Below are 22,090 nucleotides of genomic sequence, written 5' to 3' on the forward strand. Positions count from 1 at the left end.
GATGCGGACCGGATCGGGTCCGGTCCCACGCCAAGCTGTCCACGCCGTCCTGTCACGCCGTCCTGTCACGCCATCCTGTCACGTCATCGTGACGTGGACTTTGGTTTCCTCGTTCGGGCCGCGCAGCATCGCCATCGTCTCGGGCAGGGCCGTCAGCGGCACGGTGCTGGTGACGATCGCCTTGGGGTCGACGTGGCCCTTGTCCATCTGGTCGGCGATGTAGAGGAATTCCTTCATCGAATAGCCGACCAGGAACTGCACGTTCACGCACTTGTAGGAGGCGAGGGCGGGTATCACCGGATCGGGCGAGGTGCAGAAGCCCAGCGAGACGACCCGGCCGAACGGCCCGGCATGCAGGATCGCCTTGCCCAGCATCCCTTCCGCGCCCACGCATTCGAACACGACCTCCGGCACGCCGCCGAGCGCTTCCCTCACTTCGCCCATTTCGTCGTTTCCATAGGGAATGAAGCGGTCGGCGCCCATCTGCAGCGCCAGGTCGGCGCGGCGGGCGGAACGGGACATGACGACGATCCTGCCCGCGCCAAGACGCCGCGCCCAGTAGATCGCGTAAAGCGCCACGGTGCCGCCGCCCAGCACCACGACCTTGTCGCCGGGCTGGATCCGCGCGTGTTTCACGCCGTAGAGGCTGATCGCCATCGGTTCGATCAGGGCGCCGTCGGTGAGCGTGAGGACGGACGGTAGCCGGGTGGCCACGGCAGCCGGCACCCGCGCCAGTTCGGCAAAGCCATGCATCGCGCTGCCGGGCGAGGCCTGGCACAGCACGTTGTTCTGATGCGCGCAGCCCGGGCACTCCCCGCAGGCGACCGAGGGCAGCACGGCGATGCGGTCTCCGATCGCCAGGGTGGAGACGCCCGCGCCGAGCGCGACGACTTCGCCGGCATATTCATGGCCGAACTGCGAACCCGCGCCGAAATCCCAGCCGGCGCCCTTGGTCATCGACAGGTCCGTGCCGCAGATGCCGCAGCGGCTGACCCTGATCAGCACTTCGCCGGGCGCGGGCTCCGGATCGGGCAGTGTCTCGATGACGACAGGCTGGCCCTGCCCGGGATAGATGGCCGCTTTCACGAATGCGTCTCCATGGTTGTCACCGCGATCGCGTCAGGCGACCTCGCCTTTCATGAAGGCGGGGTTGATGGCGCCGGTGAACACGCCGCTGGCGAAGCCCTGGTCGGTGTAGAGGAAGCTGCCGGTAACCGCGCCGTTGAGCGGACTGTTGAGCAGGACCAGCGGCCAGGCCTGATCTTCCGCCGTGGCCATGCGCCCCAGCGAGGGATAGGGCCAGGCGTCGAGAAAGCCTTCCGGCAGCAGCTTTTCCTGCTCGTCCATGAAGGCGGTGCGGGTGGGACAAAGGCCGATCGCATTGAAGCGGATGCGCCGGGCATTGCCGTATTCGACCGCCTTGTTGGCCACCCAGACCACCAGCATCTCCTTCGAACTGGTATAGCCGTCGCGGACGCGGGCATCGGGATCGGCCTCGCACCAGGCATAGGCTTCGTCCGGGTCGGAAATCGCCAGCATTTCCAGTGACTGGGCGAGGTTGCCCTGCCAGCCCATCGCCGCATCGGAAGATATCAGCGCGATCCCGCCGCCGTCGCGGACCGAGGGCAGCAATTCTTCCACGAACAGACGCGTGCCTATGTAGTTGACCCGCATGCAATACATCGGCCCCTTCATGTGCGGCGGCAGGCCGGCGCAGGGGAACACGAAGTCTATCGGCGCTTCCGCCAGCGCGGCGGCGGCGGCGCGGACCTGGTCGAAGTCGGAGAGATCGCACTGCCGGAAGCTGAGGTGCGGCACTTTGGGCGGCTGGATGTCCACGATGTGCACTTTGGCGCCGAGTTCGCCGAGGATGCGCGCGACTTGCTCGCCCATGCCGGACGACCCGCCGGTGACCACGACTGTCCTGTCCCGATATCCCAGCCCGTCGAGGTTCTGCATGCTCAATCCCTTCGCCATGGTCCGGTCCGATCGCACTGCTGGAGCCGGGCTCGCCTTGTGTCGTGACCTATCACCCCGACACGCCGTGCAGAAGGTGGATAGCGAGCACTATCCTGTTTCGCAGCTTGCCAAGGGCCCTGAAACCGCTGCGGCGATGCCCGCCGACAGTCGCGGCGCCCCGCCCGAAACGCTCAGTCCAGCCTGAAGCGCGGCGGGTCCAGCTTGAGACCCGGCGTGCCTGAACGACCGCGATAGAGAAAGGAGTTCCGGGCAGTGATCTTGCCCGCTTCCTTCAGGGTATCGCCGCCATCGACGGGCACGGAATTGACGTAAACGTCGCGCATGTCGGCGCCGCCGAAGCGCACCTGGGTGATGGCGCCGCCCGGAGTGGGACAGTCCGCCAGCCGGGTACCGTCCGGCGCGAGGCGGGTGAGGGCATTCGAGCGGAAGCCCGTGATCCAGAGGTTGTGATCGGCGTCGAGGGCCATGCCGTCGGCATCCGCCTTGTCGAGGATCATGCGCCGGTTGGACACGGTGAGGTCGTCCGCCACGTCGAAGGCCCAGGTGCCCCGGAACGTGTCGTTGCAGTAGAGGCGCCGGCGTCCGGCATCGAACATCAGGCCATTGGTGAAGCCGATGTCCCCGGCGACCTGGATGACTTCGCCGGAAGCGGTCATGCGATGGATCGCCGTCGGCCGCGCGGGTTCGCCCTTGATGACGCTGACGATGTCGAGCGTGCCGAAGAACAGCCCGCCCCGGCCGTCCGGCGCCATCTCGTTGATGCCGTTGATCGGCTGGCCGTCGATTTCGCGCAGCAGCCAGCCCGATCGCCCGGTTTCGGGGTCGTTCCACATGATGCCGCCCTCGCCGGTGGAGAGCACTGCGCCATCGGCGTTCATCGTCACGCCGCCGGTCCACCGCCGATCGGGGTTGAAGGACGCGACCCGGGTGCCGTCGGGCTTCACGCCGTGGATGCCGCCGGCAATGACGTCGCTGTACCAGACGATGTCGCGCAGATGGTCGATCGCGAGGCCCTCGATGTAGGTCCCCGCCGCTATCCTGTCGAATGCCTCGATTGCCGCCTGCATCGATTGCCTCCTCCCGCCAGCCGTTTCATCCGCCCTGTCTTCCCGCCGGACAGGATGTTGGCCGCGCCATATCCTGTCAAGGCGGAGGCAGGCCGGCGGGGACCAAGCGGATCAGCGCGCTGGGGGGAGGGTGGGGACGCCTGGTGGCACTTGCCCGAATCCCGCCGCCGATCCATGCCGAAGCGCAAGATCGGTCGAGCAGGTGTCCGCGATCCGTGGCTAACGGAGAGCGTCACGGAGGAAGGAACGATGAAGGCGGCGCTCGATACCTACCATGCCCGGATGCTGCGGGCGCTGGACCATATCGACCGGCACCTCGACAAGGCGCTGGACCTCGAAACGGTGAGCCGCGTGGCTGCCTTTTCGAAGTTCCACTTCCACCGACAGTTCACGGCCATGTTCGGGATCTCCGTCCATCGCTATGTCCAGCTGGCCCGCATGAAGCGCGCCTCGCACCGGCTGGCCTATCGCGAGGGGCAGAGCGTGACCGACATAGCACTGGATGCCGGTTACGAGGCGCCGGACGCCTTCGCCCGCGCGTTTCGGCATAGGTTCGGGCAATCGCCCTCCTCGTTCCGCAAGAGCCCCGATTGGGCGCCGTGGCTCTCGGCCTTCGAGCCTCTCGACACAGCCAGGAGCAAGTTCATGCACAGGACATTCACGCAGGAAGACGTCGTTATCCGCGAGGTGCCGAAGCAGTTGGTGGCGATCATGGAGCACCGGGGCGACCCGGCCGGGTTGGGAGGCACCATCCAGCGCTTCATCGCCTGGCGCCGCCGCGCCGGTCTGCATCCCTCCAGAAGCGCGACATTCAATATCTGGCGGTCGGAGCGCCGCCCCGCCGCACCGGCCGATTATGGCATCGACCTTTGCGCGGGCATCGAGGGGCCGGTCGCGGCCGATGGCGAGGCGGTGCGGATCGGCGAGATCCCCGGCGGCCGCTGCGCGGTGCTGCGGCAGGTCGGCCAGACGGATAACCTGGAGCCGGCGGCGCTCTTTCTCTATCGCGACTGGCTTCCCGGCAGCGGCGAGGAAGTCCGCGACTTCCCGCTCTATTGCCAGCGCCTGCGCTTCTTCCCGGAAGTGCCGGAGCACGAAGCGGTGGCGGAGCTGTTCCTGCCGCTGAAATAGCGCGCGCGGTTCAGGCGGCAGGCCGCCATCGTTCGAGCTGGGTCAGCACGTCATTCACGATCTGCTGTTCGGTAAGGCCGGTAAGGTCGCGGTGGCGCTCGGTGGCGACCTGCCCCGTCAGCATCCAGGTCAGGCTGCGGCGGCCTTCCGAGGCTTCCAGCGCGGTATAGGCGGGCAGGGGGTGCGACCGGGTGCCCAAGCTGTAGACGAACCGGCTCTCCGGCCCGAACGTGATGGTGAGCGCGGGCTGCCCCTCACCCTCGGTGACATGGCTGTCGGCCCAGCCTTCCGCCAGCATGGCTGCGCAGACGGATCGCAGCGCGGGGGTGCCGCGCTCCGCCAGTTGCCGGACGATCTGCGCCTTGCTGGAAGGCACGAAAAGGCGTTTGAGCCTTTCGCTGACGGTCGCGGGCTCATCGTCGGAAATGGTGATGCCTGCAAGGTCGGCTGGTGAGGTGGTGGCCGAACCCGTAGAAGCGCGCCATGGCCGTGGCGGAGAGGGCAATGGTCACGAAGTTGGTGACGAACAGGGCGAAAGCGCCGCCCAGCACGGGCATGTTCCATGTCGCCAGACCGAAGCCGACCACTGCGAGCGGCGGCATCAGGGCCGTGGCGATGGCGACGCCGACGATCGTGTCGCCGCGCCCGCGGATGATCGCGAAAGTCCCCGCCAGGGCCGCGAACAGCGCCACCGCCAAGTCGAACAGGTTGGGCTGGGTGCGGGCGATGATCTCGCTGGTCGGCGCCTGCAGCGGGGAGAGGGCCACGATCAGCGCGGTGAAGATCGCCGCCGCCACCGCGCCCACCGCCAGGGCGGTAAGCGAGCGGCGCATCTCGGAGAAACCGAACAGCGCCAGGCTGAAGCCCAGCCCCAGGATCGGGCTCATCAGCGGCGAGATCAGCATGGCGCCGATGACCACGGCCGGCGACGAGAGCAGCAGGCCGAGCACGGCGATGCCCGCGGACATCATCACCATGAAGGCATAGCGCGGCGACCACCCGGAATCCTCGGTGATGCGCGCCATCACGCTCTCGTGATCGACCCGCCCGACGACCGATCGCCGCCACCAGCGATAGGGCGCGATCTGCTCGAACCGGTCCTGCATGGCGCTGTTTGGGCTCTCCGCCCTTGCTGCCTGTTCCACCCCCCGTTACCTCCTTGTCTGCAGTCCGGCCCGATCCGCGGTCCGGCAACAACCCGCCGCGCGCCCTTCGGTTTCCGCCCGGCACGAAATCGGCCCTCTCGCCGTTCCGCGCAAGCCGGCGCTCAGGACATGGTGCGCGGGCAGCTGCCCAGTGCGGCAAGCACCATGCGGTAGTCGGTGAGGGCCTGCATCTTGCCCTCGTAGGTGGCGGAAATATTGGCCCGCTCGGCCGGGGCAGGCGGCAGGAAGCAGGCCAGGCTGTACCATTCGAGCGTGCCGCGCGCGGGCGGACGGCCCGCCGTCGCCACCACCGCGGAGAACGAGACGCCCCAGGCGGGCGCCTGGCCCGGTTCATGGCGGACCGTGATCGAGGCGCTGCGCCCGCCCTCGGTATCGAGGAAGATCTGCGTGCGTCCCTGCCCGGCGAGGTTGCCGGGCACGTAGAGCATTTCCCGCACCCGCGTGACATTGCTGGGCGCATTGCGGGCGACCCGGCTGCGCAAAACGGCGCGCAGGCGCACTTCCTCGTCCGGGCTCCAGAGGATCTGGGCGGTGGGGGCGATCAGTTTCAGGTCCTCGGGGCGGCCCGGCACCGGGGAGGGAACAGGATGACATCGCGGCCGGGCAGTTCCGCCGGTCCCATTCCGGTCATGACGCCGTTTGCGGGGCCGTGCGCGGGGCCGTCTTGGGGCAGGTCCACCAGATAGCGCAGTGATCCGCCGATCGGCGAGGCGCCAAACAGCAGCGCGCCGGTTGTGGCCTCGACATAATAGCGGGCATGGCCGGGCGCGGGGATGCGCTGGCTTGCGGTGCTCACGCGCGTCACGCCGGCGACTTGCGCCCTGACGACCATATCCGCCCGTTTCGCGAGCGAGACCACGTCGGCATCGGTTGGCCCTGCCTGCGCAGCAGAGAGTCCCGCCTGCGCAGCAGCAAGTCCTGCCTGCGCAGCATTTGGCCTGGTTTGCGCGGCGGCGGGTGGGGGCGTCAGGGCAAGCAGGGCAGCGGCCGCCACGGCGGAGACTGCGGAAAGGAGCGGGCGGCAGGTATGGGCAAGGCGGCCTTCATGTCACGCAGGGTCCTGAACGGGAAGGGAGGGAGCGGGGGGCAGGACGGCGTCCGGCGAGGATGCCGACCGCGCGACCGCGCCTGACAGGTCGAGACCGGTGGGCCGCTGGAAAACGCGGAGGTCGAACTCCGGGATGATCGCGATCAGGTGGTCGAGAATATCGGCCTGGATGCTTTCGTACTGGGCCCAGGCCGTAGTGGAGGCGAAAGCGTAGATCTGCAGCGGCAGGCCGTATTCGCCGGGTTCGAGCTGGCGCACCAGCAGGGTCTTGTCCTTCGCGATGTCCGGGTGCGCGGTCAGGTAGGCGTGCACATAGGCGCGGAAAGTGCCGATATTGGTCAGGCGGCGCATGTCCAGGATCTCGCCTTGCGCGTGGTCCTGGTTCCAGCGGTTCACTTCGCCGCGGCGCTCCGCCAGGTACTGGCGCAGCAGGGTGAAGCGCGAGAGCGCCTCCAGTTCCCCGGCCGTCAGGAAGCGCACGCTGTTCTGGTCGATCATCAGCGAGCGCATGATGCGCCGCCCGCCCGATTCCGACATGCCGCGCCAGTTGCGGAAGCTCTCGGTGATGAGCCGGTGAGTCGGCACGGTGGTGATGGTCTTGTCGAAGTTCTGGATCTTCACCGTGTGCAGCGCGATGTCGATCACGTCGCCATTGGCGTCGAGCTTGGGCATCTCGATCCAGTCGCCCACGCGGACCATGTCGTTGGAGGTGATCTGCACCGATGCGACCAGCGAGAGGATGGTGTCCTTGAACACCAGCAGCAGCACGGCCGCCATGGCGCCCAGCCCGGACAGCAGCAGCAGCGGAGACTGGTCCATCAGCGCGGCCAGCACCAGGATCGCGGCGGCGCCGTAGACCAGCAGCTTGGCCACCTGGACATAGCCCTTGATCGGCCGGTGCCCGGCTTCCGGGCGGCGTTGGTACACGTCGTTGGCCAGGGTCAGCGCGCCGGACAGGGCCAGGGCGAGCGTCAGGATCACCACGGCCGCGCAAAGGCTGTGCACGAAGCCGACCAGCGCGGGCGGCAGGCCGGGCACCGTGCCGATCCCGCCCTGCACGATCACGGCGGGCAGGATGTTCGACAGGCGCGCGACGATGGCGCCGATATGCCCCGCCTCGACATCGAAAGGCGTGCGCCGCAGCAGGCGCATCATGCCGCTCAGGACGATGCGCTTGGCGATCCAGTTGGCCAGCCAAGCGGCGGCGGCCAGGAGCAGCAGGGCGATTCCGGTGTGCATCCAGGGCTCGGAGGCCCAGGGCGCCATGGCCCAGGGCCCGCTTGCTCCGGGGGCAGCCAGGGCGGCGAAAGCATCGGTTTTCAAAGGGAATCCTCGGTTAGGCAGTCAGACGGCGCGCAGCGGCTTGCCGGCGGTTTCCTGGGTATAATACAGCGCCACCAGCCCGACGAGACAGGCGGCGATCATCACGTAGGCGGGGGTGAGCGGATCGCCGGTCCGGTCGATCAGCCAGGCGTTCGCCGCGGGAGCGGTGCCGCCGAACAGCGAGGTCGAGAGGTTGTAGGCGATGGCGAAACCGGCAAAGCGCACCGGGGTGGGGAAGAAGGCGGGGAACGTCGCCGAAATCGTCGCCAGTTGCGGCACGTAGAGCAGCCCCAGCAGGGCATAGCCGATCACCGCGCTGGCAAGGCCGGTATCCATGAAGTGATAGAGCGGCACCACCGCCAGCATCAGCCCGATCAGCGAGGCCATCCACATCGGCTTGCGCCCCACCCGGTCCGACAGGGCGCCCGCGAAGGGAAGCAGCACCATCATGAACAGCATGCCGGCGATGGGCACGGCCAGCGCGGCGTCGGTCGAAAGGCCCAGCCGGCGCTCCAGATATGTCGGCATGTAGCTGAGCAGGGTGTAGTTCACCACGTTGAGCGCGATCACCAGCCCGCTCATCGCCAGCAGCGGGCGGCGGTGGCGGCGCATCAGGTCACGCAGCGGCGTGGCGGATGCGTTCTGGCCGCTCTCTTCCACTTCGCGGAACAGCCGCGTCTCCTCCATGCTTGCCCGCAAGTAGACGCCTACGAAACCCAGCGGTCCTGCCAGCAGGAACGGCAGGCGCCAGGCCCAGTCGCGCATGGCGGCATCGCCCAGCAGCAGCGAGAAGCCCAGCATCAGCAGGGCGCCGCCGCAGAAGCCCGCCAGCGTGCCGACTTCCAGGAAGCTGCCATAGAAGCCGCGCTTCCGGTCGGGCGCATACTCGGCCATGAAGATCGCCGCGCCGCCGTATTCGCCGCCGGTCGAAAAGCCCTGCACCATGCGCACCACCACCAGCAGCGCCGGTGCCCAGAGGCCGATCGCCGCGTAGGAGGGGATGAGGCCGACGCCCACCGTGGCCGCCGCCATCATCACGATGGTGATGCCCAGCACCGCCTTGCGGCCGTAGCGGTCGCCCAGCGGACCCCAGAAGAAGCCGCCCAGCGGCCGCACCAGGAACGAGATCGCGAATGTCGCCAGAGCGAAAAGCGTCGCTTCGGCGGCCTCGCCGGGGAACAGCGCGGCGGAGATATAGCTGACGCCATAGGCATAGATGCCATAGTCGAACCACTCGGTGGCATTGCCGATCGCGGATGCGGCGATGGCGCGGTGCAGTACGGCCGGCGAAGTTTGGTCGGTCATTCAAGAGTGCTTTCGTCCGAGGCCACCGGGTCGAGCGCGGCGGACATGGGCGTGGTGCGCGGCAGCACGACGTAGGTTTCCTGGAGATGGCCGGGGACCGGCTCGGAGCGGACCTGTCGCCACAGGCCGAATGCCAGCGCGGCGCCGGCGCAGGCGGCGACGAAGAGGAACAGCCCGGCCGTTCCCAGCAGGGTCATCGCCAGCGCTCCCAGCGAGGGGCCGATGGCGGCGCCCAGCGAATAGAGCAGCACCAGCCCGCCGCTGGCGGCGACGCGCTGCTCGGCCGAGAGGTGGTCGTTGGTATGGGCGACGCAGAGCGGATAGAGCGCGAAGCTGAGGCCGCCCCACAGCGCGCCGAACGTCAGCAGCGGCAGGTTGCCCTCGGTCAGGGCGATGGCCAGGCTGGCGGCCAGCGTGCCGGCGAAGGCCATGACGATCACCATGCGCCGGTCCATCCGGTCGGACAGGCGGCCCAGCGGCCATTGCAGCGCCACGCCGCCCATGATGACGACGCTCATGAACAGCGCGGTCGCGGAAAGGTCCAGCCCCGAGCGCCGGGCATAGACCGCGCCCATCGCGTAGAAGGCACCGAGCATGATCCCGGTCAGGAAAGCGCCGACGATCCCCAGCGGCGAGACCGCGTAGAGTTCGCGGAACGAGAGCGAGGAGGCTTCCCCCGGTGCGGGTGCGGCGATGCGGGTCAGCACCACGGGCACGGCGGCGAGCGAGATCAGGATCGATCCCACCATCAGCGGCATCGTCGATGCCGCGTCGCCGAGGTTGAGCGTGAACTGCCCGATCGCCTGCCCGCCGTAGAGTGCGATCATGTAGCCGGCCAGCACGCTGCCGCGCCCCGCGCCTTCGGCCCGTTCGTTCAGCCAGCTTTCCAGGCAGACGTAGATGCCGGCCAGGCAGATTCCGTCCGTGAAGCGCAGCAGGCCCCAGAACGGCACGTCGCGGTGGATGGCATAAGCCAGCGTGCTGGCGCTCAGCACGGCCACGAAAGCGGCGAAGGCGCGGATGTGGCCGATGCGGCGCAGCAGCGACGGCGCGCGCATGGAGCCTGCGACCAGTCCTGCGAAATAGGCGGTGCCGACCAGGCCGATCGCCAGGGTGCCAGACCCCCCGCGCTCCAGGCGCACGCTGACGAGCGTGTTCATGAAGCCGCCGCCCGCCATCAGCACGAAGATGGCGAGCAGCAGGCTGCGCACGGGGAGGATGGCTTTCAGCATGATCAATCAAGCGATCAGGCGGCAGCCAGTTCCTGGGTTCCGGCCGGTTCCGGGGTTCCGCCAATCGGGGCGGCGGCGCCGCCCTCGACCAGCGCCTTGTGCAGCACCCGCACCGCCTGGTCGAAGGCCTCGACCGCGACGATGAACTGCACGTCGACATTGCGGATCTGGTGCTGCATCGCGGCCATGCCGATCCCGGCCTCGGCCATCGCCATCAGCGCGCGCGGGACCAGGCCCGGCTCCGCAAGGTCGCTGCCGATCACCGAGACCATCGCCACCGGTTGCACCGTCACGGCGGCGCCGGGCCAGTGCGCCTCGATGTCCGCGACGATGGCGGCCATCTGCGCCGGGCTGGTGCCCGAGAGGTAGTGCGTGATGGTGTTGGCGTTGGAGCTCTTGCTGACGATCCACGCCCCGTGGCGGGTCAGCGCCTCCAGGATCGCGGCGTCGTAGCCCTTCTCGCCGACCATGTCCTGTTCGAACACCTGCAGCGCCTGGACCGAGACCAGCCCGGTGACGATCTCCACGCGCGGACGGTCGGAAACGTAGTCGCCGCAGATCAGCGTGCCGCCGTCGTGCCGGTCGAACGTGTTGCGCACCCGCAGCGGGATGCCGGACTGGCGCAGGCCCCGCCCGGCCCGCGGGTGGATGGCCTCCATGCCCAGGTTGGCAAGCTGGTCCGCCACGTCGTAGTTGGTGCGCCCGATCTTGCGCGCCACCGTCTCGCCCACCAGGCGCGGATCGGCGCTGGAAAGGTGGAACTCCTTGTGGATGATCGCCTCGCGCGCCTGCGTCAGCACGGCGATGCGCGAGAAGGTCATTTCCGAATAGCCGCGCGCATAGCGGCGCACCATGCCGCCCTCGCAGCCCGCATAGCCGGTGACGATGGGCATCTGCCTGGCAAGGTCGATCGGCGCCATGGCCTCGACGATGCGCTCGTCCAGGCTGCGCATGTCCGCGTGGTCCCAGAGCGTCAGGTCGACGAAGACCGCGTTCACGCCCCGGTCGCGCAGCATCAGCGCGGTGGAGTGCGCCGAATGCGCCTCGCCCAGGCCGGCCAGCATCTCGCGCACGGTGGTCATCTGGTCCTTCAGGCAGAAGCGACCATGCGCGCGCAGGCGGTCGAGATCGTCCAGGCAGGTTTCCAGCGCGGCGATGCGCATGGCCACGAAGGCATCCGCTTCCTCCCGGCTGGCGGAGCGCGCGAACATCTCGGCATTGCGGGCCCACATCGCGCCCATCACGTCCGCCAGGGCGGAACGCCAGGCGCCGGGCACTTCGTTGCGGATGAAATGGGCATGGACGCCGGGCTCGCCCGACTTCTTGTGCTCCAGCAGCAGGTCGGTCATCCCGGCATAGGCCGAGACCACGAAGATCCGGTTGTAGAGGTCTGCACCCTTGCGGCCGGCGACCAGCACGTTGTCGAACACCGTGGAGGTGGCCGCCATCGAGGTGCCGCCGATCTTCTCGACGGAATGGGTCCGGTTCATGCGGCTTCTCCTTCGAGGATGCCGGAAACCGGCATGATCGTCTTCACCTCGCGCGCGGCGATGAAGTCCGGACGCGGAGTGGCGGCGGCGAAAGGCGCTTCGAGCCGGTTGCTCACGGCGTTGTAGACCAGGAAGGCATTGGCGCGCGGGAAGGGCGTGATGTTGCCGTTGGACCCGTGCATGGTGTTGCAGTCGAACACGATGACCGTCCCCGGCTTGCCAGTGGGCGAGACGATGCCCTGGCGGTGCGCCAGCTGGGCCAGCGTATCTTCATCGGGCACGCCGTATTCCTGCTTGCGCAGCGACGCGCGGTAGTGGTCTTCCGGCGTCTCGCCCACGCAGGCGATGAAGACGTGCTGCGATCCGGGCATGACCATCAGCGGGCCGTTGTGAGGCGTGTTTTCCGCCAGCAGCACCGACATCGACAGCGCGCGCATGCGCGGCATGCCGTCCTCGGCGTGCCAGGTCTCGAAGTCGGAGTGCCAGTAGAACTCCTTGCCCTTGAACCCCGGTTTGTAGTTCAGCCGCGACTGGTGGATGTAGACCTCGTCGTCCAGCAGGTAGCTGGCGACGCCGGCCAGCCGCGCGTCGGCGGCCAGGCGGCCCATGGTCTCGCTCTGCTCGTGGATCTCGAAGATCGAGCGGATCTCGCGGCTGCCGGGCTCGGCGATGACGGTTTCGTCCTTCAGTCCCGCCGGGTTGCCCAGGAGGCGGCCGGTCTCGGCCTGGAGCGCGGCCATTTCGGCCTCGGAGAACACGTCCTCCAGCACCAGATAGCCGTCACGGTCGAACTGGGCGATCTGCTCGGCGCTGAGCGGTGCGCCGGGCTGCCATTCGCGGCGCGCGACGGGTTCGCCGCGGGGAAAGAGCTGCGGCTGCGCAGCGCAGCGGGTGGGATAATGATCCTGCATCGTCTGGCCTTCCTCCTCAGTCCGTGAGGGCCGGCTCGCCGGCATCTTCACTGGCGTCGGCGGGATAGGCGCCGCTTTCGTCATGAACCTCGCGTCCGGTGACGGGCGGGTTGAACACGCAGGCGCAGAGGATGTCCTCGGTGGGCCGCACGATGTGCTTGTCGTTCTGGTTGAGCGCGTACATCACGCCGGCCTTCAGCTCATGAGTCAGGCCGGTGCCCAGGTCCTCGATGGTCCCGGCGCCCTTCAGCACCAGCACGGCTTCCAGGTGGTTCTGGTAGTGCATGTGCAGTTCCTCGCCCGCGAACATCGTCGTGACGTGGAACGAGAAGCCCATGCCGTCGTCCTTGAGCAGCAGCCGGTCGGAGTGCCAGCCGTTGGACTCGACGTGGCGGTCGGACTTGCGGATTTCCTTGAGTTGGCGAACGATCATATGGTCAATTCCTGAAAATCTGTGCCTCTAGTTCGAGGCGATCTGGAAGGGTGCTCAGGCAGCGACGCCGAGCGGGCGCTTCACCGGGGCGATCGCCTCGGCCAGCGAGGTTTCCAGGATGTCGAGGCCCACGTTCAGCGTGGCATCGTCGATCACGAGCGGGGCGAGCACCTTGACGATCTCGTCATGCGCGCCGCTGGTCTCGATGATCAGGCCGGCATCGAAGCAGGCGCCGGTGATGCGGGCGGCGATCTCGCCGCTGCCCACGTCGATGCCGCGCATCATGCCGCGGCCGCGGGTCGAGAGGCCATGGCGGTCGGCCATGCGCTCCAGCCGGCCTTCGAGGATGCCGCCGCGGCGGGCGACGTCGTCGGCAAAGGCGGGATCGGCCCAGAATTCGCGCAAGGCCGCCGTGGCGGTGACGAAAGCGTGGTTGTTGCCGCGGAACGTGCCGTTGTGCTCGCCCGGCGCCCAGATATCGAGGTCGGGGCGGATCAGGGTGAGCGCGAAAGGCAGGCCCATGCCCGAAAGCGACTTGGCCAGGGTGACGATATCCGGCGTGAAGCCCATGCCCTCGAAGCTGAAGAACCCGCCGGTGCGGCCGCAGCCGGCCTGGATGTCGTCGACGATCAGCAGCGCCCCGTGCTTCCTGGCGAGCGCGGCGATCTTGCGCAGCCAGCCGGGGCTGGCGGCGTTGAGGCCGCCTTCGCCCTGCACCGTCTCCACCAGGAAGGCGGCGGGCGCATCGAGACCGCTCGACGGGTCGGACAGGCGCTGTTCCAGCAGGTCCGCGGTATCCACGCCCTCGCCATAGTAGCCGTCGAAAGGCTCGTGGCTGACATGGTTGAGCGGCACGCCCGCGCCGCCGCGCTTGCCGGCATTGCCGGTGCAGGCCAGCGCGCCCAGCGTCATGCCGTGGAAGCCGTTAGTGAAGGCCACCACCATCTCGCGGCCGGTCACCTTTCGCGCCAGCTTGATCGCGGCTTCCACCGCATTGGTGCCGGTCGGCCCGGTGAACATCATGCGATAGTCCAGCCCGCGCGGCTCCAGCACGACATCCTCGAAAGTGCGGAGGAACTCGGTCTTGGCGTCGGTGTGCAGGTCCAGCGCGTGAGTCACGCCGTCACCGGCGATGTAGTCCACCAGCGCGGCCTTGAGCACGGGATGGTTGTGGCCGTAGTTCAGCGAGGAGCAGCCCGAGAGGAAGTCGAGATAGCGGCCGCCCGCATTGTCGTTCATCCACACGCCCTGCGCCTTGCCGAACTGGCGCGGCATGGAGCGGGAATAAGTACGCACGGCGGATTCGCGGCGCTCGTAGATTTTCGTGTCGGGCGCGGCGGCGCTCGGCATGGGCATCTTGGTCATGTCAGGGTTCCCCTGTTCAGGATTGGGCGGACGGCAGGGGCGCGATGCTCGCCTGCCATTCCGTGTCGTGCGCACCGGCAAAGTGCGCGTCGCGCTCGAAGCGCGGCGATTTCGAAAGCTGCGCGCCGTGGCGGCGCGCGAAGGCCGTGAACAGCGCCCAACTGGCGGCATTGTCCTCGGTGATGGTGGTGGTCAGCGTGGTCGCGCCGAGTATGGCGGGCCGGGTCAGCAGGGCATCGAGCATGCGTCCTGCCAGTCCCTCGCCGCGGGCCGAGGCGGCCACGGCCACCTGCCACACGAAAAGACGCTCGGGATGCGAAGGCGGGCGATAGCCGGAGATCCAGCCGACGGCCTGCCCGTCCCGCTCCGCAAGCACGCAAGTATCGGCAAAATCGCTGCACTGGAGCAGGTTGCAATAGGCCGAGTTGGGATCGAGCGGCGGGGAAGCCGCGATCAGGGCCGTGACGGCGGGGCCGTCTTCGGCAGTGGGGCAACGCAGGCGCAGCGGCGCTTTGGCCACGTCTTCCTGCGGCGCGTTCTCGGGGCCCCCGGAAAGATCCCGGAGGCTTGCCTCGTTCGCATTCAAATCTAAGATTACTTCACCCTCCGAAGCACATCGTTGTGCTTGGCTATTGCCTCATAGTGACTGCGTTTGCGGCGAAACATACTGATTCGGCGCGGCATTGCAACAGTCCACCGGAGGAATGGTTCCAGAGACCCTGCCGTTTCATGTCACAAATCTTCCATATCCGAAGCATATTCACACTTGGCGCAAAGCCCCGTCAAAGCTAGCTGTCGGGCATGGAATCGGACCTCACGCCAGCGGCGCTGACGGCGCTGCGAAAAATTATCGACGCCGCCGATCTGGATAACCGGAAAATGGCCGCCGCGACCGGTCTCACCCCGTCGCAGGGCCTGGTCCTGCGCCAGATCTGCGGGCACGAATCGATCACGCCCGGTGCGGTCGCCACGGCGCTGCGGTTCGGCCAGGCGACGATCACCAATATCGTCGACCGGCTGGTCGCCGGCGGCCTGGTCACGCGCACCCGCAGCCTGACGGACAAGCGGCAGATGTTGCTGCAGGCGACGGACGAGGGTCGCGAGAAGCTGCGCGCCTCCCCGTTCCCGCTGCAACTGCGCTTCAGCCAGGGCTTCGGCGCGCTGGAGCGGTGGGAGCAGGCCATGCTGCTGGCCGCGCTGGAGCGGCTCGATGCCCTGCTCACCCCCGGCCGGGGCGAAGAGACGCCGCCCCCGGCGCGCTAGAGGTTCCGCTAGATCCGGAACGTCAGGTAGGCGGCGGCATAGAACAAGTCGCGCCCCGGCTTGAACTTCTCCGAAACATCGCCGTAGATCGTGTAGAAGCCGAGCGTTGTGAAGGGGTTGAGCGCATAGCGCCCGGCCGCCGTGGCACGCTTTCCGAAGAAGCGGGAATCGGTCTCGTCGGCGCGGCGCAGCACTTGCCCGCCCAGCGAATAGACGCCGTCGTGGATCGAGGTGCGCCACAGCCCTGCCGCCGAGAAGTCGAGCGTCAGCTTCGCGTTCGGCTGGAGCGTCAGCATCGGCTGGAAGATCGTCAGGTTATGCGGCCCCAGGTCGCCATTGTAAGTGAGCGGCTTGGGGAAAAGCGGGCCGTAAGTGCCGGCCTTGCCGTCGGCGGGGTTGCGGTCGCCCGAGCCTACGTCCACGCGCAGGGCCAGCTTGGGCTTCCAGCCGCCCTGCCAGCCGTGAGCGATGGTGCCGGTGACGTAATAGGCATCGATGTCGAGGTTCCCGAACGAGCCCCATTGCCGGATGCCCTCCACATCGACGCTCCAGGCATCGGCCTTCCCGGCATAGCGCAGCGAAAGCGTGCGCCGCCGGTCGCGCGCGGCGGGTGCGGTGGCGAAGGACACGCTGGCGCGGTCGGAGGAAACGAACAGCATTTCGGCCCGGCCCGTATGGCTTCCGGCACCGAAAGTGCGCCCGGCGTGGAGCCCGGTCAGGTCGTAGTCGTGGTTGGTCTCGTCGTCGAAGGTGCCCAACTTTTCCAGCACCGCGTGGCCGGTGAGGAAGCCGCCGTCCCACGGGCCCATCGTGCCCATCACGCGCAGGAGGTCCAGCGAGCGACGGGTGTTGGCGCCTTCGCGCATGTCGAACATGGTCTGGTTGCCGATGCCGATTTCCTGCCGCCCGAAGCGCGCGGTGATCCGGGCGCTGCCGACCGGGACATGCGCCTCGACGAAGGCCTGGTTGAAGTCCAGGCGGCCTTCCTCGATCGGCGCCACCACGGAATCGAGCCCGGTGCTGGTGGCGTGCTCCAGGTCCACGAAGGCGCGGAACAGGCCCTCGACCTGGAGGTCTCCCCAGACGCGGGTGCGCTGCTGGAAATTGCCGTCGTCGTCCTGCGGACCGCGTCCCCAGCGTTCGCCGATGCGCAGTTCGGGCCGCAGGCGCAGCTCTCCGCCAAGCGAGGCATACGTATTGCCCGCCAGCGGAATGTACTTGATCCGGGTCCAGAGATTGGCGTCGCGCACGGCGCGGAAGCTGGAATAGTCCTCGTCATGGTTGATCGGCTTGAAGGCCGGCTTGGGCGCCTTGGGGCGGTTCGGACTTTGCGGCGGCGCGATTTCGGGCGCGGCGGTCTGTGTTGCGGCGGGCGCCTCGGCGGGTGCTTGCGCCGACACCGGCTCGGGTACTTGTGCGGGCACCTGCGCGGTGGCTGCGGTCAGGGCATGCGCCATGATCTGGAACATTGATACTCTCCCGTTTTTTCGTTTGTTCTGAAGGGGGCGACCCAGTCGCAGCCGCTATGTCATCGTCTTGCGGCGAAAGTCTGGAGCATGTGCACGGCCAGCCCGAAGACCAGGCCCCAGAAGGCGGAGCCGAGGCCCGCCAGCGTCATGCCCGAGGCACTGACCGCGAACGTGACGAGCGCCCCGTCGCGGCCCTGCTCCGCGCGCAAGGCGGTGCTGAGCGAGCCGGAGACGACCGGAAACAGCGCCAGTCCGGCCAGCGCGGCGATCAGGGTCTTGGGCAAAGTGGCGAACAGGGCCAGCACGGTCGCCGCGAAAGCGCCGAAGATCAAATAGGTCACGCCGCCCGCGATCCCCGCGAGATAGCGCTTCGCCGGATCGGGGTGCGCGTCCGGGCCGAGGCAGATCGCGGCGGTGAAGGCCGCCAGGTTCAGGCCGTGGCAGCCGAACGGGGCGAGCAGGATCGAGCCTATGGCGCTGGCCGAGACGATCGGGCGCGCCGGCGGGGTCTCGTAGCCCGCGGCGCGCAGGACGGCGATGCCGGGAAGGAACTGCCCGGTCAGCGCCACGACCGCCAGCGGCAGGGCGATGCTGGCGGTGGCGGCCCAGTCGAACCGGGGCGTGGTCCAGACCGGCACGGTCGGGCGGGGGGTGCCGATAATGCCCGAAAGGCCGCCGTCCAGCATGGTCAGCACCACGCCCGTCACCAGCACGGCGACCACGGCATAGCGCGGGGCGAGCACGCGTCCGGCGAAGAAGGCGGCGATCATCGCGATCACCGTGACCGGCGCGGAGGGGACGGCGCCGATCATGTCGATCACGAAGCGGAACAGGATGCCGGCCAGCATGGCGGCGGTGATCGCGGCGGGCAGGCGCTTCATCAGCCGGTCGAACGCGCCCGAAGCGCCTACCGCCAGCACCGCGAGGTTGGCGACGATATAGGCGCCCACGGCCGTGGCGAAATCGGTCTGGGGCAGCATCGTCACTAGCAGCGCCGAACCCGGCGCCGACCACGCCACCACGATCGGCACGCGCCAGCGCCAGCTCAGCACGATGCCGAGCACCCCGCTGCCGATCGAGATCGCCCAGATCCACGAGGCGACGACCGCCGGTTCCAGCCCTTGCGCGGCCTGGAACACGATCACCAGCGGTCCGGCATAGGATATGGTGGTGGCGATGATCCCGGCGACGATAGCCGGGATCATCGATGTCTGGCCTTGTGCCGGGAGCGTCTCGATGGTGGTGGTCATGATCGTCCGTTCACGCCGCGAGGGCGTAGGCTTCCCGGCTGCGCTGCTGGCGGCGGCTCACCATGTAGAGCGCGGTCGCCAGCACGGAGACGAGGCCCGGAATGGAGAAGGCAAGGAAGTTGAGCGCCATCGGCAGTTCCGCCGCGAGCAGCAGTCCGCCCAGCATCGGCCCCACGATCGCGCCGACCCGGCCCATTCCCGAGGCCCAGCCCAGTCCGGTGGAGCGCACGGAAAGGCTGTAGAACTCCGCAACGCTGGCATAGAGCAGGATCTGCGTGCCGGTGGTGCCGGCGCCGGCGATGAAGATCAGCAGATAGAGCACCGGCATGGCGCTGTTCAGGCCGAGCAGGGCGATGCAGAGCGCGCCCAGGGCGAAATAGGCCATGACCACGCGGGGCAGCCCGAAACGGTCGGCCAGGCGCCCGCCCATGATCGCGCCGAACATGCCGCCGAAATTGAGGGCCAACAGGAACGAGAGGCTGGAACCCAGGCTATATCCGGCGCTGCGCATCAACTGCGGAAGCCACGAACCCAGCGCATAGACCATCAGCAGGCAGCAGAAGAAGCACAGCCACATGGACAGCGTGCCCAGCGTGCGGTCATGCCGGAACAGTTCGCCCACCGAGGCGCGTCCCGTGTCGGCCTCGCGCAGGAGCAGCGGCGCGCCGGAGGCGGCCTCGGGGGAGAGCTGGCGAAGGATCGCGCGGGCCTTGTCCTGCTCGCCCTTGCGCACCAGGAAGCCGACCGATTCCGGCAGGCCGCGCAGGATCAGCGGAAGCAGCGCCAGCGGCACGGCGGCGGCCAGGAACATCGCCTGCCAGCCGAACCGTGGCAGCAGCCAGATGCCCAGGCCCGCCGCAACCATGCCGCCCACGGCATAGCCGCTGAACATCAGCGCCACGAGCGTGCTGCGCATCCGCCTGGGGGCATATTCGTTAGTGAGCGCAACGGCATTGGGCATCAGCCCGCCGCAGCCCAGGCCCGCGGCGAAGCGCAGCACGCCGAACATCGTCGGCGTCGTCACGAAGCCGTTCAGGAAGGTCGCGGCGCTGAACAAGGTGAAGCAGAGGGTGATGCACTTCTTGCGGCCGATCCGGTCACCCATCGGTCCGAACAGAAGCGCGCCGGACATCATGCCGAACAGCGCCCAGCTTGCCAAAGAACCGGCTTGCGGTGCGGTAAGTTGCCACTGCTCCATCAGCTTGGGGAGCACGACTCCGTAAATGAATACGTCGTAGCCATCGACTATAAGCAGCAATGCGCAGGCTATAATTATCTTGAGGTGCAGATTTCCGAATCTGGCTTCGTCCACAAGACGACTTACATCGATACCTTGCATATCGATTCCTCTCCCATTTCACGTTGTGTGATTTTCCGGGAAAGTGAATGACCTGCAGGGGTTCAACAAATACCGTTTAAGTCCGATGCGAATACGCAGCGGGTATCGCCGGAAACGCGCCGGTCACAATTCCTCGCTCAGCGCGGCGGGCACGTCATAGCCCCACTGCGCATATTGCCGCGCGATCACCGCGGCCATGAGCGCCAGTTCGGGAGAGCGGTCTCCCGGGCGGTGGCTCATGATGATGGGGGAGGTGGCCGGTTCCACCAGTTCGCGGAAAGCGACATCGTGGCTGCGCGCGCGGCGCACCGATTCCGGGACGATGGCCATGCCTTCCTCCGCCGCGACGAGGCCGATGGCGATCTGCAGTTCGCGCGCCTCGTGCACGATGCGCGGCTCTATCGAATGGTCGCGGAACAGCGAGATCACCTGGTCGGCATAGCTGGGGCGGGGCGCGCGCGGATAGATGATCTGCGGCTCATCAGCCAGGTCGCGCAGCGAGATCGGCCCACTCCCGTTGGCCAGCGGGTGGTCGACCGGGAAGGCGGCCACGAGCTTCTCGTTGCGCAGGATGATGCGGCGGACCGAAGGGTCTTCGAAACGGATGCGCCCGAAGCCGACATCGATGCGCCCGTCCTTCAGGGCGGCGATCTGGTCCAGCGTGGTGGCTTCCACCATGACCAGTTCCACGTTCTCCGCCGCCTTGCGGAATTCGCGGATCAGTTCGGGCAGGCGGGCATAAATGGTGGAGGCGACGAAGCCGATCACCAGCCGCCGCCGCTCGCTGGTGGCGGCGGCCCGCACCATGGCCTCCACGTCCTCCATGCGCGCCAGCACCTGCAGGGCCTGTTCGTGGAGCAGGCGGCCAACGGCGGTGAGCCGCAGCGGGCGCGTGCCGCGATCGAGCAGCGGCGCGCCGACATGCGCCTCCAACTGCTGGATCGCGCGCGAAAGCGGCGGCTGGGCGATGTGCAGCCGTTCGGCGGCGCGGTTGAAGTTCCCCTCGTCCGCCACGGCCACGAAGTAGCGCAGAAGGCGCACGTCCATCACGATAATATACCTCTCAGGTATAGGCCTGTAACCGCATTGATCTTTGCAGCCGCTGCGACCGAGGCCTAACTTTCCTATCGAAAGCTAAACATTCGGGAGAGTCGCTGCAATGGCCCTGTTGAGCCAAGCTGATACCTTAATCGTCGATGTACCGACGATCCGCCCGCATGTTCTGGCCATGGCCACGATGCATTCGCAGGCGATGGTGATCGTACGCCTCACCGACGGTGACGGCGTAGAGGGCATGGGCGAAGGCACCACTATCGGCGGCCTCAGCTACGGCGAGGAAAGCCCGGAAAGCATCAAGTCCGCCATCGACACCTATATCGTCCCGGTCCTCAAGACCTGCGATATCAGCCATGTCGGCGCGACGATGGCCAAAGTCGCCAAGTGCGTGCGCGGCAATCACTTTGCCAAGTGCGCGGTGGAAACCGCGCTGCTGGACATGGCGGGCAAGCGGCTGGGCGTGCCCGTTTCCGAACTGATCGGCGGCGGCCGCGTGCGCGACGACATGCCCGTCGCCTGGACTCTCGCCAGCGGCGACACCGCGCGCGACATTGCCGAGGGCGAGGAAATGCTCTCCCTCCGCCGCCACCGCATCTTCAAGCTGAAGATCGGCAAGCGCGATGTGCGGGACGACGTCGCCCATGTCGGCGCGATCTGCAAGGCGCTGGGAGACCGCGCCAGCGTGCGCGTGGACGTGAACCAGAACTGGAGCGAGGCGCAGGCCAAGCTGGGAATGGCGATGCTGCAGGACGTGGGCTGCGACCTGGTCGAACAGCCCATCGCCGGGGACGATATCGCGGCGATGACCCGTCTTGCCACCACGCGCGGCGTGCCGTTGATGGCCGACGAGGCGCTGCACGGCCCGCGCACCGCGCTGCGCATTGCCTCTGCCGGTGCGGCGGGTGTGTTCGCGCTGAAGATCGCGCAGTCGGGCGGGCTTTTCGCCACCGCCGAAGTGGCGGCCATCGGCACGGCGGCCGGGATCGGCCTCTATGGCGGCACGATGCTGGAAGGCGGCGTGGGCACGGCGGCCTCGGCCCATGTCTTCGCCACCGTTCCCGAGCTTGCCTGGGGCACCGAACTGTTCGGCCCGCTGCTGCAGACCGAGGAAATCCTCACCCAACCGCTCGGCTACGGCGACTTCTCGCTGAAGGTGCCGACCGGCCCCGGCCTCGGCATCGCGCTCGATCCCGCCAAGGTCGAATTCTTCCGGCGTGACCGTTCGGGTCCGCGCCTTCACGCCGTAAACGCAGGAGCCTGAG

General features: G+C 67.8%; 21 protein-coding genes and 1 pseudogene. 3 read left to right on the plus strand and 19 right to left on the minus strand.

Translation table 11 applies throughout. From position 1 onward, the window contains the following. Positions 1 to 78: 78 nt before the first annotated feature. From AC1VV3_RS14500 to AC1VV3_RS14510, 3 genes are all read right to left on the minus strand, one after another. A complete protein-coding gene (locus AC1VV3_RS14500; protein WP_482962621.1) occupies positions 79 to 1,086 on the minus strand; it encodes an alcohol dehydrogenase catalytic domain-containing protein in 1,008 nt (335 codons plus the stop codon). 33 nt (positions 1,087 to 1,119) lie between these two features. Further along, positions 1,120 to 1,959 carry an SDR family oxidoreductase gene (locus AC1VV3_RS14505; RefSeq protein WP_482962622.1) on the minus strand — a complete coding sequence of 280 codons (840 nt, stop codon included), beginning with the start codon at positions 1,957 to 1,959 and terminating at the stop codon, positions 1,120 to 1,122. Positions 1,960 to 2,150: 191 nt separating this feature from the next. Continuing rightward, entirely contained in the window at positions 2,151 to 3,047 is an 897-nt protein-coding gene (locus AC1VV3_RS14510; RefSeq protein ID WP_482962623.1) for an SMP-30/gluconolactonase/LRE family protein, read from the minus strand. A gap of 249 nt (positions 3,048 to 3,296) precedes the next feature. Here AC1VV3_RS14510 and AC1VV3_RS14515 point away from each other — a divergent pair, with 249 nt between their 5' ends. After that, positions 3,297 to 4,178, plus strand: coding sequence for an AraC family transcriptional regulator (locus AC1VV3_RS14515; RefSeq protein WP_482962624.1), 882 nt, complete (start codon positions 3,297 to 3,299; stop codon positions 4,176 to 4,178). A 10-nt stretch (positions 4,179 to 4,188) separates the two neighbouring features. On the opposite strand, the gene AC1VV3_RS14520 is transcribed toward AC1VV3_RS14515, so the two are convergent. From AC1VV3_RS14520 to ectA, 12 genes and pseudogenes are all read right to left on the minus strand, one after another. Continuing rightward, positions 4,189 to 4,554 (minus strand): hypothetical protein, encoded by a 366-nt coding sequence (locus AC1VV3_RS14520; RefSeq protein ID WP_482962625.1) that lies wholly within the window; start codon positions 4,552 to 4,554, stop codon positions 4,189 to 4,191. Positions 4,555 to 4,621: 67 nt separating this feature from the next. Beyond that, positions 4,622 to 5,284 (minus strand): annotated as a pseudogene (locus AC1VV3_RS14525) (DUF389 domain-containing protein); the annotation flags it as partial. 161 nt (positions 5,285 to 5,445) lie between these two features. After that, on the minus strand, positions 5,446 to 5,916 hold the full coding sequence (locus AC1VV3_RS14530) for a hypothetical protein (protein WP_482962626.1): 471 nt from the start codon (positions 5,914 to 5,916) through the stop codon (positions 5,446 to 5,448). Then, positions 5,892 to 6,338, minus strand: coding sequence for a hypothetical protein (locus tag AC1VV3_RS14535; protein ID WP_482962627.1), 447 nt, complete (start codon positions 6,336 to 6,338; stop codon positions 5,892 to 5,894). Before AC1VV3_RS14535 ends, AC1VV3_RS14530 begins: the two co-directional genes overlap by 25 nt. 54 nt (positions 6,339 to 6,392) lie before the next feature. Then, positions 6,393 to 7,658: a mechanosensitive ion channel family protein gene (locus tag AC1VV3_RS14540; RefSeq protein WP_482963142.1), complete on the minus strand. Its 1,266-nt coding sequence runs from the start codon at positions 7,656 to 7,658 to the stop codon at positions 6,393 to 6,395. A gap of 78 nt (positions 7,659 to 7,736) precedes the next feature. Next, on the minus strand, positions 7,737 to 9,020 hold the full coding sequence (locus AC1VV3_RS14545) for an MFS transporter (protein WP_482962628.1): 1,284 nt from the start codon (positions 9,018 to 9,020) through the stop codon (positions 7,737 to 7,739). Further along, positions 9,017 to 10,252: an MFS transporter gene (locus tag AC1VV3_RS14550; RefSeq protein WP_482962629.1), complete on the minus strand. Its 1,236-nt coding sequence runs from the start codon at positions 10,250 to 10,252 to the stop codon at positions 9,017 to 9,019. The genes AC1VV3_RS14545 and AC1VV3_RS14550 overlap by 4 nt, the downstream gene beginning before the upstream one ends. A 14-nt stretch (positions 10,253 to 10,266) precedes the next feature. After that, a complete protein-coding gene (locus AC1VV3_RS14555; RefSeq protein WP_482962630.1) occupies positions 10,267 to 11,742 on the minus strand; it encodes an aspartate kinase in 1,476 nt (491 codons plus the stop codon). After that, positions 11,739 to 12,653 (minus strand): ectoine hydroxylase, encoded by a 915-nt coding sequence (gene thpD / locus AC1VV3_RS14560; RefSeq protein WP_482962631.1) that lies wholly within the window; start codon positions 12,651 to 12,653, stop codon positions 11,739 to 11,741. The genes AC1VV3_RS14555 and thpD overlap by 4 nt, the downstream gene beginning before the upstream one ends. Before the next feature lie 16 nt (positions 12,654 to 12,669). Beyond that, the gene (locus tag AC1VV3_RS14565) at positions 12,670 to 13,086 is read right to left on the minus strand and encodes an ectoine synthase (protein WP_132268927.1); all 417 of its coding nucleotides are present in this window, start codon (positions 13,084 to 13,086) and stop codon (positions 12,670 to 12,672) included. Positions 13,087 to 13,140: 54 nt separating this feature from the next. Beyond that, on the minus strand, positions 13,141 to 14,451 hold the full coding sequence (gene ectB, locus AC1VV3_RS14570) for a diaminobutyrate--2-oxoglutarate transaminase (RefSeq protein WP_482962632.1): 1,311 nt from the start codon (positions 14,449 to 14,451) through the stop codon (positions 13,141 to 13,143). Positions 14,452 to 14,467: 16 nt separating this feature from the next. Continuing rightward, positions 14,468 to 14,950 carry a diaminobutyrate acetyltransferase gene (ectA, locus tag AC1VV3_RS14575; protein ID WP_482963143.1) on the minus strand — a complete coding sequence of 161 codons (483 nt, stop codon included), beginning with the start codon at positions 14,948 to 14,950 and terminating at the stop codon, positions 14,468 to 14,470. Positions 14,951 to 15,252: 302 nt separating this feature from the next. Here ectA and AC1VV3_RS14580 point away from each other — a divergent pair, with 302 nt between their 5' ends. Then, positions 15,253 to 15,714 carry a MarR family winged helix-turn-helix transcriptional regulator gene (locus tag AC1VV3_RS14580; protein ID WP_132268924.1) on the plus strand — a complete coding sequence of 154 codons (462 nt, stop codon included), beginning with the start codon at positions 15,253 to 15,255 and terminating at the stop codon, positions 15,712 to 15,714. A gap of 8 nt (positions 15,715 to 15,722) precedes the next feature. On the opposite strand, the gene AC1VV3_RS14585 is transcribed toward AC1VV3_RS14580, so the two are convergent. From AC1VV3_RS14585 to AC1VV3_RS14600, 4 genes are all read right to left on the minus strand, one after another. Then, on the minus strand, positions 15,723 to 17,183 hold the full coding sequence (locus tag AC1VV3_RS14585; protein ID WP_482962633.1) for an alginate export family protein: 1,461 nt from the start codon (positions 17,181 to 17,183) through the stop codon (positions 15,723 to 15,725). A 59-nt stretch (positions 17,184 to 17,242) separates the two neighbouring features. Continuing rightward, entirely contained in the window at positions 17,243 to 18,433 is a 1,191-nt protein-coding gene (locus AC1VV3_RS14590) for a benzoate/H(+) symporter BenE family transporter (protein ID WP_482962634.1), read from the minus strand. Positions 18,434 to 18,443: 10 nt separating this feature from the next. Then, a complete protein-coding gene (locus tag AC1VV3_RS14595; RefSeq protein ID WP_314468697.1) occupies positions 18,444 to 19,691 on the minus strand; it encodes an MFS transporter in 1,248 nt (415 codons plus the stop codon). Between the two features lie 204 nt (positions 19,692 to 19,895). Continuing rightward, complete coding sequence (locus AC1VV3_RS14600) at positions 19,896 to 20,819, minus strand: LysR family transcriptional regulator (protein ID WP_132268978.1); 924 nt, start codon at positions 20,817 to 20,819, stop codon at positions 19,896 to 19,898. Positions 20,820 to 20,931: 112 nt separating this feature from the next. Here AC1VV3_RS14600 and AC1VV3_RS14605 point away from each other — a divergent pair, with 112 nt between their 5' ends. Continuing rightward, the gene (locus AC1VV3_RS14605; RefSeq protein WP_482962635.1) at positions 20,932 to 22,089 is read left to right on the plus strand and encodes a muconate/chloromuconate family cycloisomerase; all 1,158 of its coding nucleotides are present in this window, start codon (positions 20,932 to 20,934) and stop codon (positions 22,087 to 22,089) included. Position 22,090: the final 1 nt, after the last annotated feature.

The sequence above is a fragment of the Novosphingobium sp. BL-S-34 genome (assembly GCF_056857015.1).

Coding starts and splice junctions, on each gene's coding strand:
- AC1VV3_RS14515 (WP_482962624.1), top strand. CDS start 3,297: ATGAAGGCGGCGCTCGATACCTACCATGCCCGGATGCTGCGGGCGCTG.
- ectB (WP_482962632.1), bottom strand. CDS start 14,451: ATGACCAAGATGCCCATGCCGAGCGCCGCCGCGCCCGACACGAAAATC.
- thpD (WP_482962631.1), bottom strand. CDS start 12,653: ATGCAGGATCATTATCCCACCCGCTGCGCTGCGCAGCCGCAGCTCTTT.
- AC1VV3_RS14510 (WP_482962623.1), bottom strand. CDS start 3,047: ATGCAGGCGGCAATCGAGGCATTCGACAGGATAGCGGCGGGGACCTAC.
- AC1VV3_RS14555 (WP_482962630.1), bottom strand. CDS start 11,742: ATGAACCGGACCCATTCCGTCGAGAAGATCGGCGGCACCTCGATGGCG.
- AC1VV3_RS14600 (WP_132268978.1), bottom strand. CDS start 20,819: ATGGACGTGCGCCTTCTGCGCTACTTCGTGGCCGTGGCGGACGAGGGG.
- AC1VV3_RS14505 (WP_482962622.1), bottom strand. CDS start 1,959: ATGCAGAACCTCGACGGGCTGGGATATCGGGACAGGACAGTCGTGGTC.
- AC1VV3_RS14565 (WP_132268927.1), bottom strand. CDS start 13,086: ATGATCGTTCGCCAACTCAAGGAAATCCGCAAGTCCGACCGCCACGTC.
- AC1VV3_RS14545 (WP_482962628.1), bottom strand. CDS start 9,020: ATGACCGACCAAACTTCGCCGGCCGTACTGCACCGCGCCATCGCCGCA.
- AC1VV3_RS14605 (WP_482962635.1), top strand. CDS start 20,932: ATGGCCCTGTTGAGCCAAGCTGATACCTTAATCGTCGATGTACCGACG.
- AC1VV3_RS14580 (WP_132268924.1), top strand. CDS start 15,253: ATGGAATCGGACCTCACGCCAGCGGCGCTGACGGCGCTGCGAAAAATT.
- AC1VV3_RS14550 (WP_482962629.1), bottom strand. CDS start 10,252: ATGCTGAAAGCCATCCTCCCCGTGCGCAGCCTGCTGCTCGCCATCTTC.
- AC1VV3_RS14540 (WP_482963142.1), bottom strand. CDS start 7,658: ATGGCGCCCTGGGCCTCCGAGCCCTGGATGCACACCGGAATCGCCCTG.
- AC1VV3_RS14590 (WP_482962634.1), bottom strand. CDS start 18,433: ATGACCACCACCATCGAGACGCTCCCGGCACAAGGCCAGACATCGATG.
- AC1VV3_RS14585 (WP_482962633.1), bottom strand. CDS start 17,183: ATGTTCCAGATCATGGCGCATGCCCTGACCGCAGCCACCGCGCAGGTG.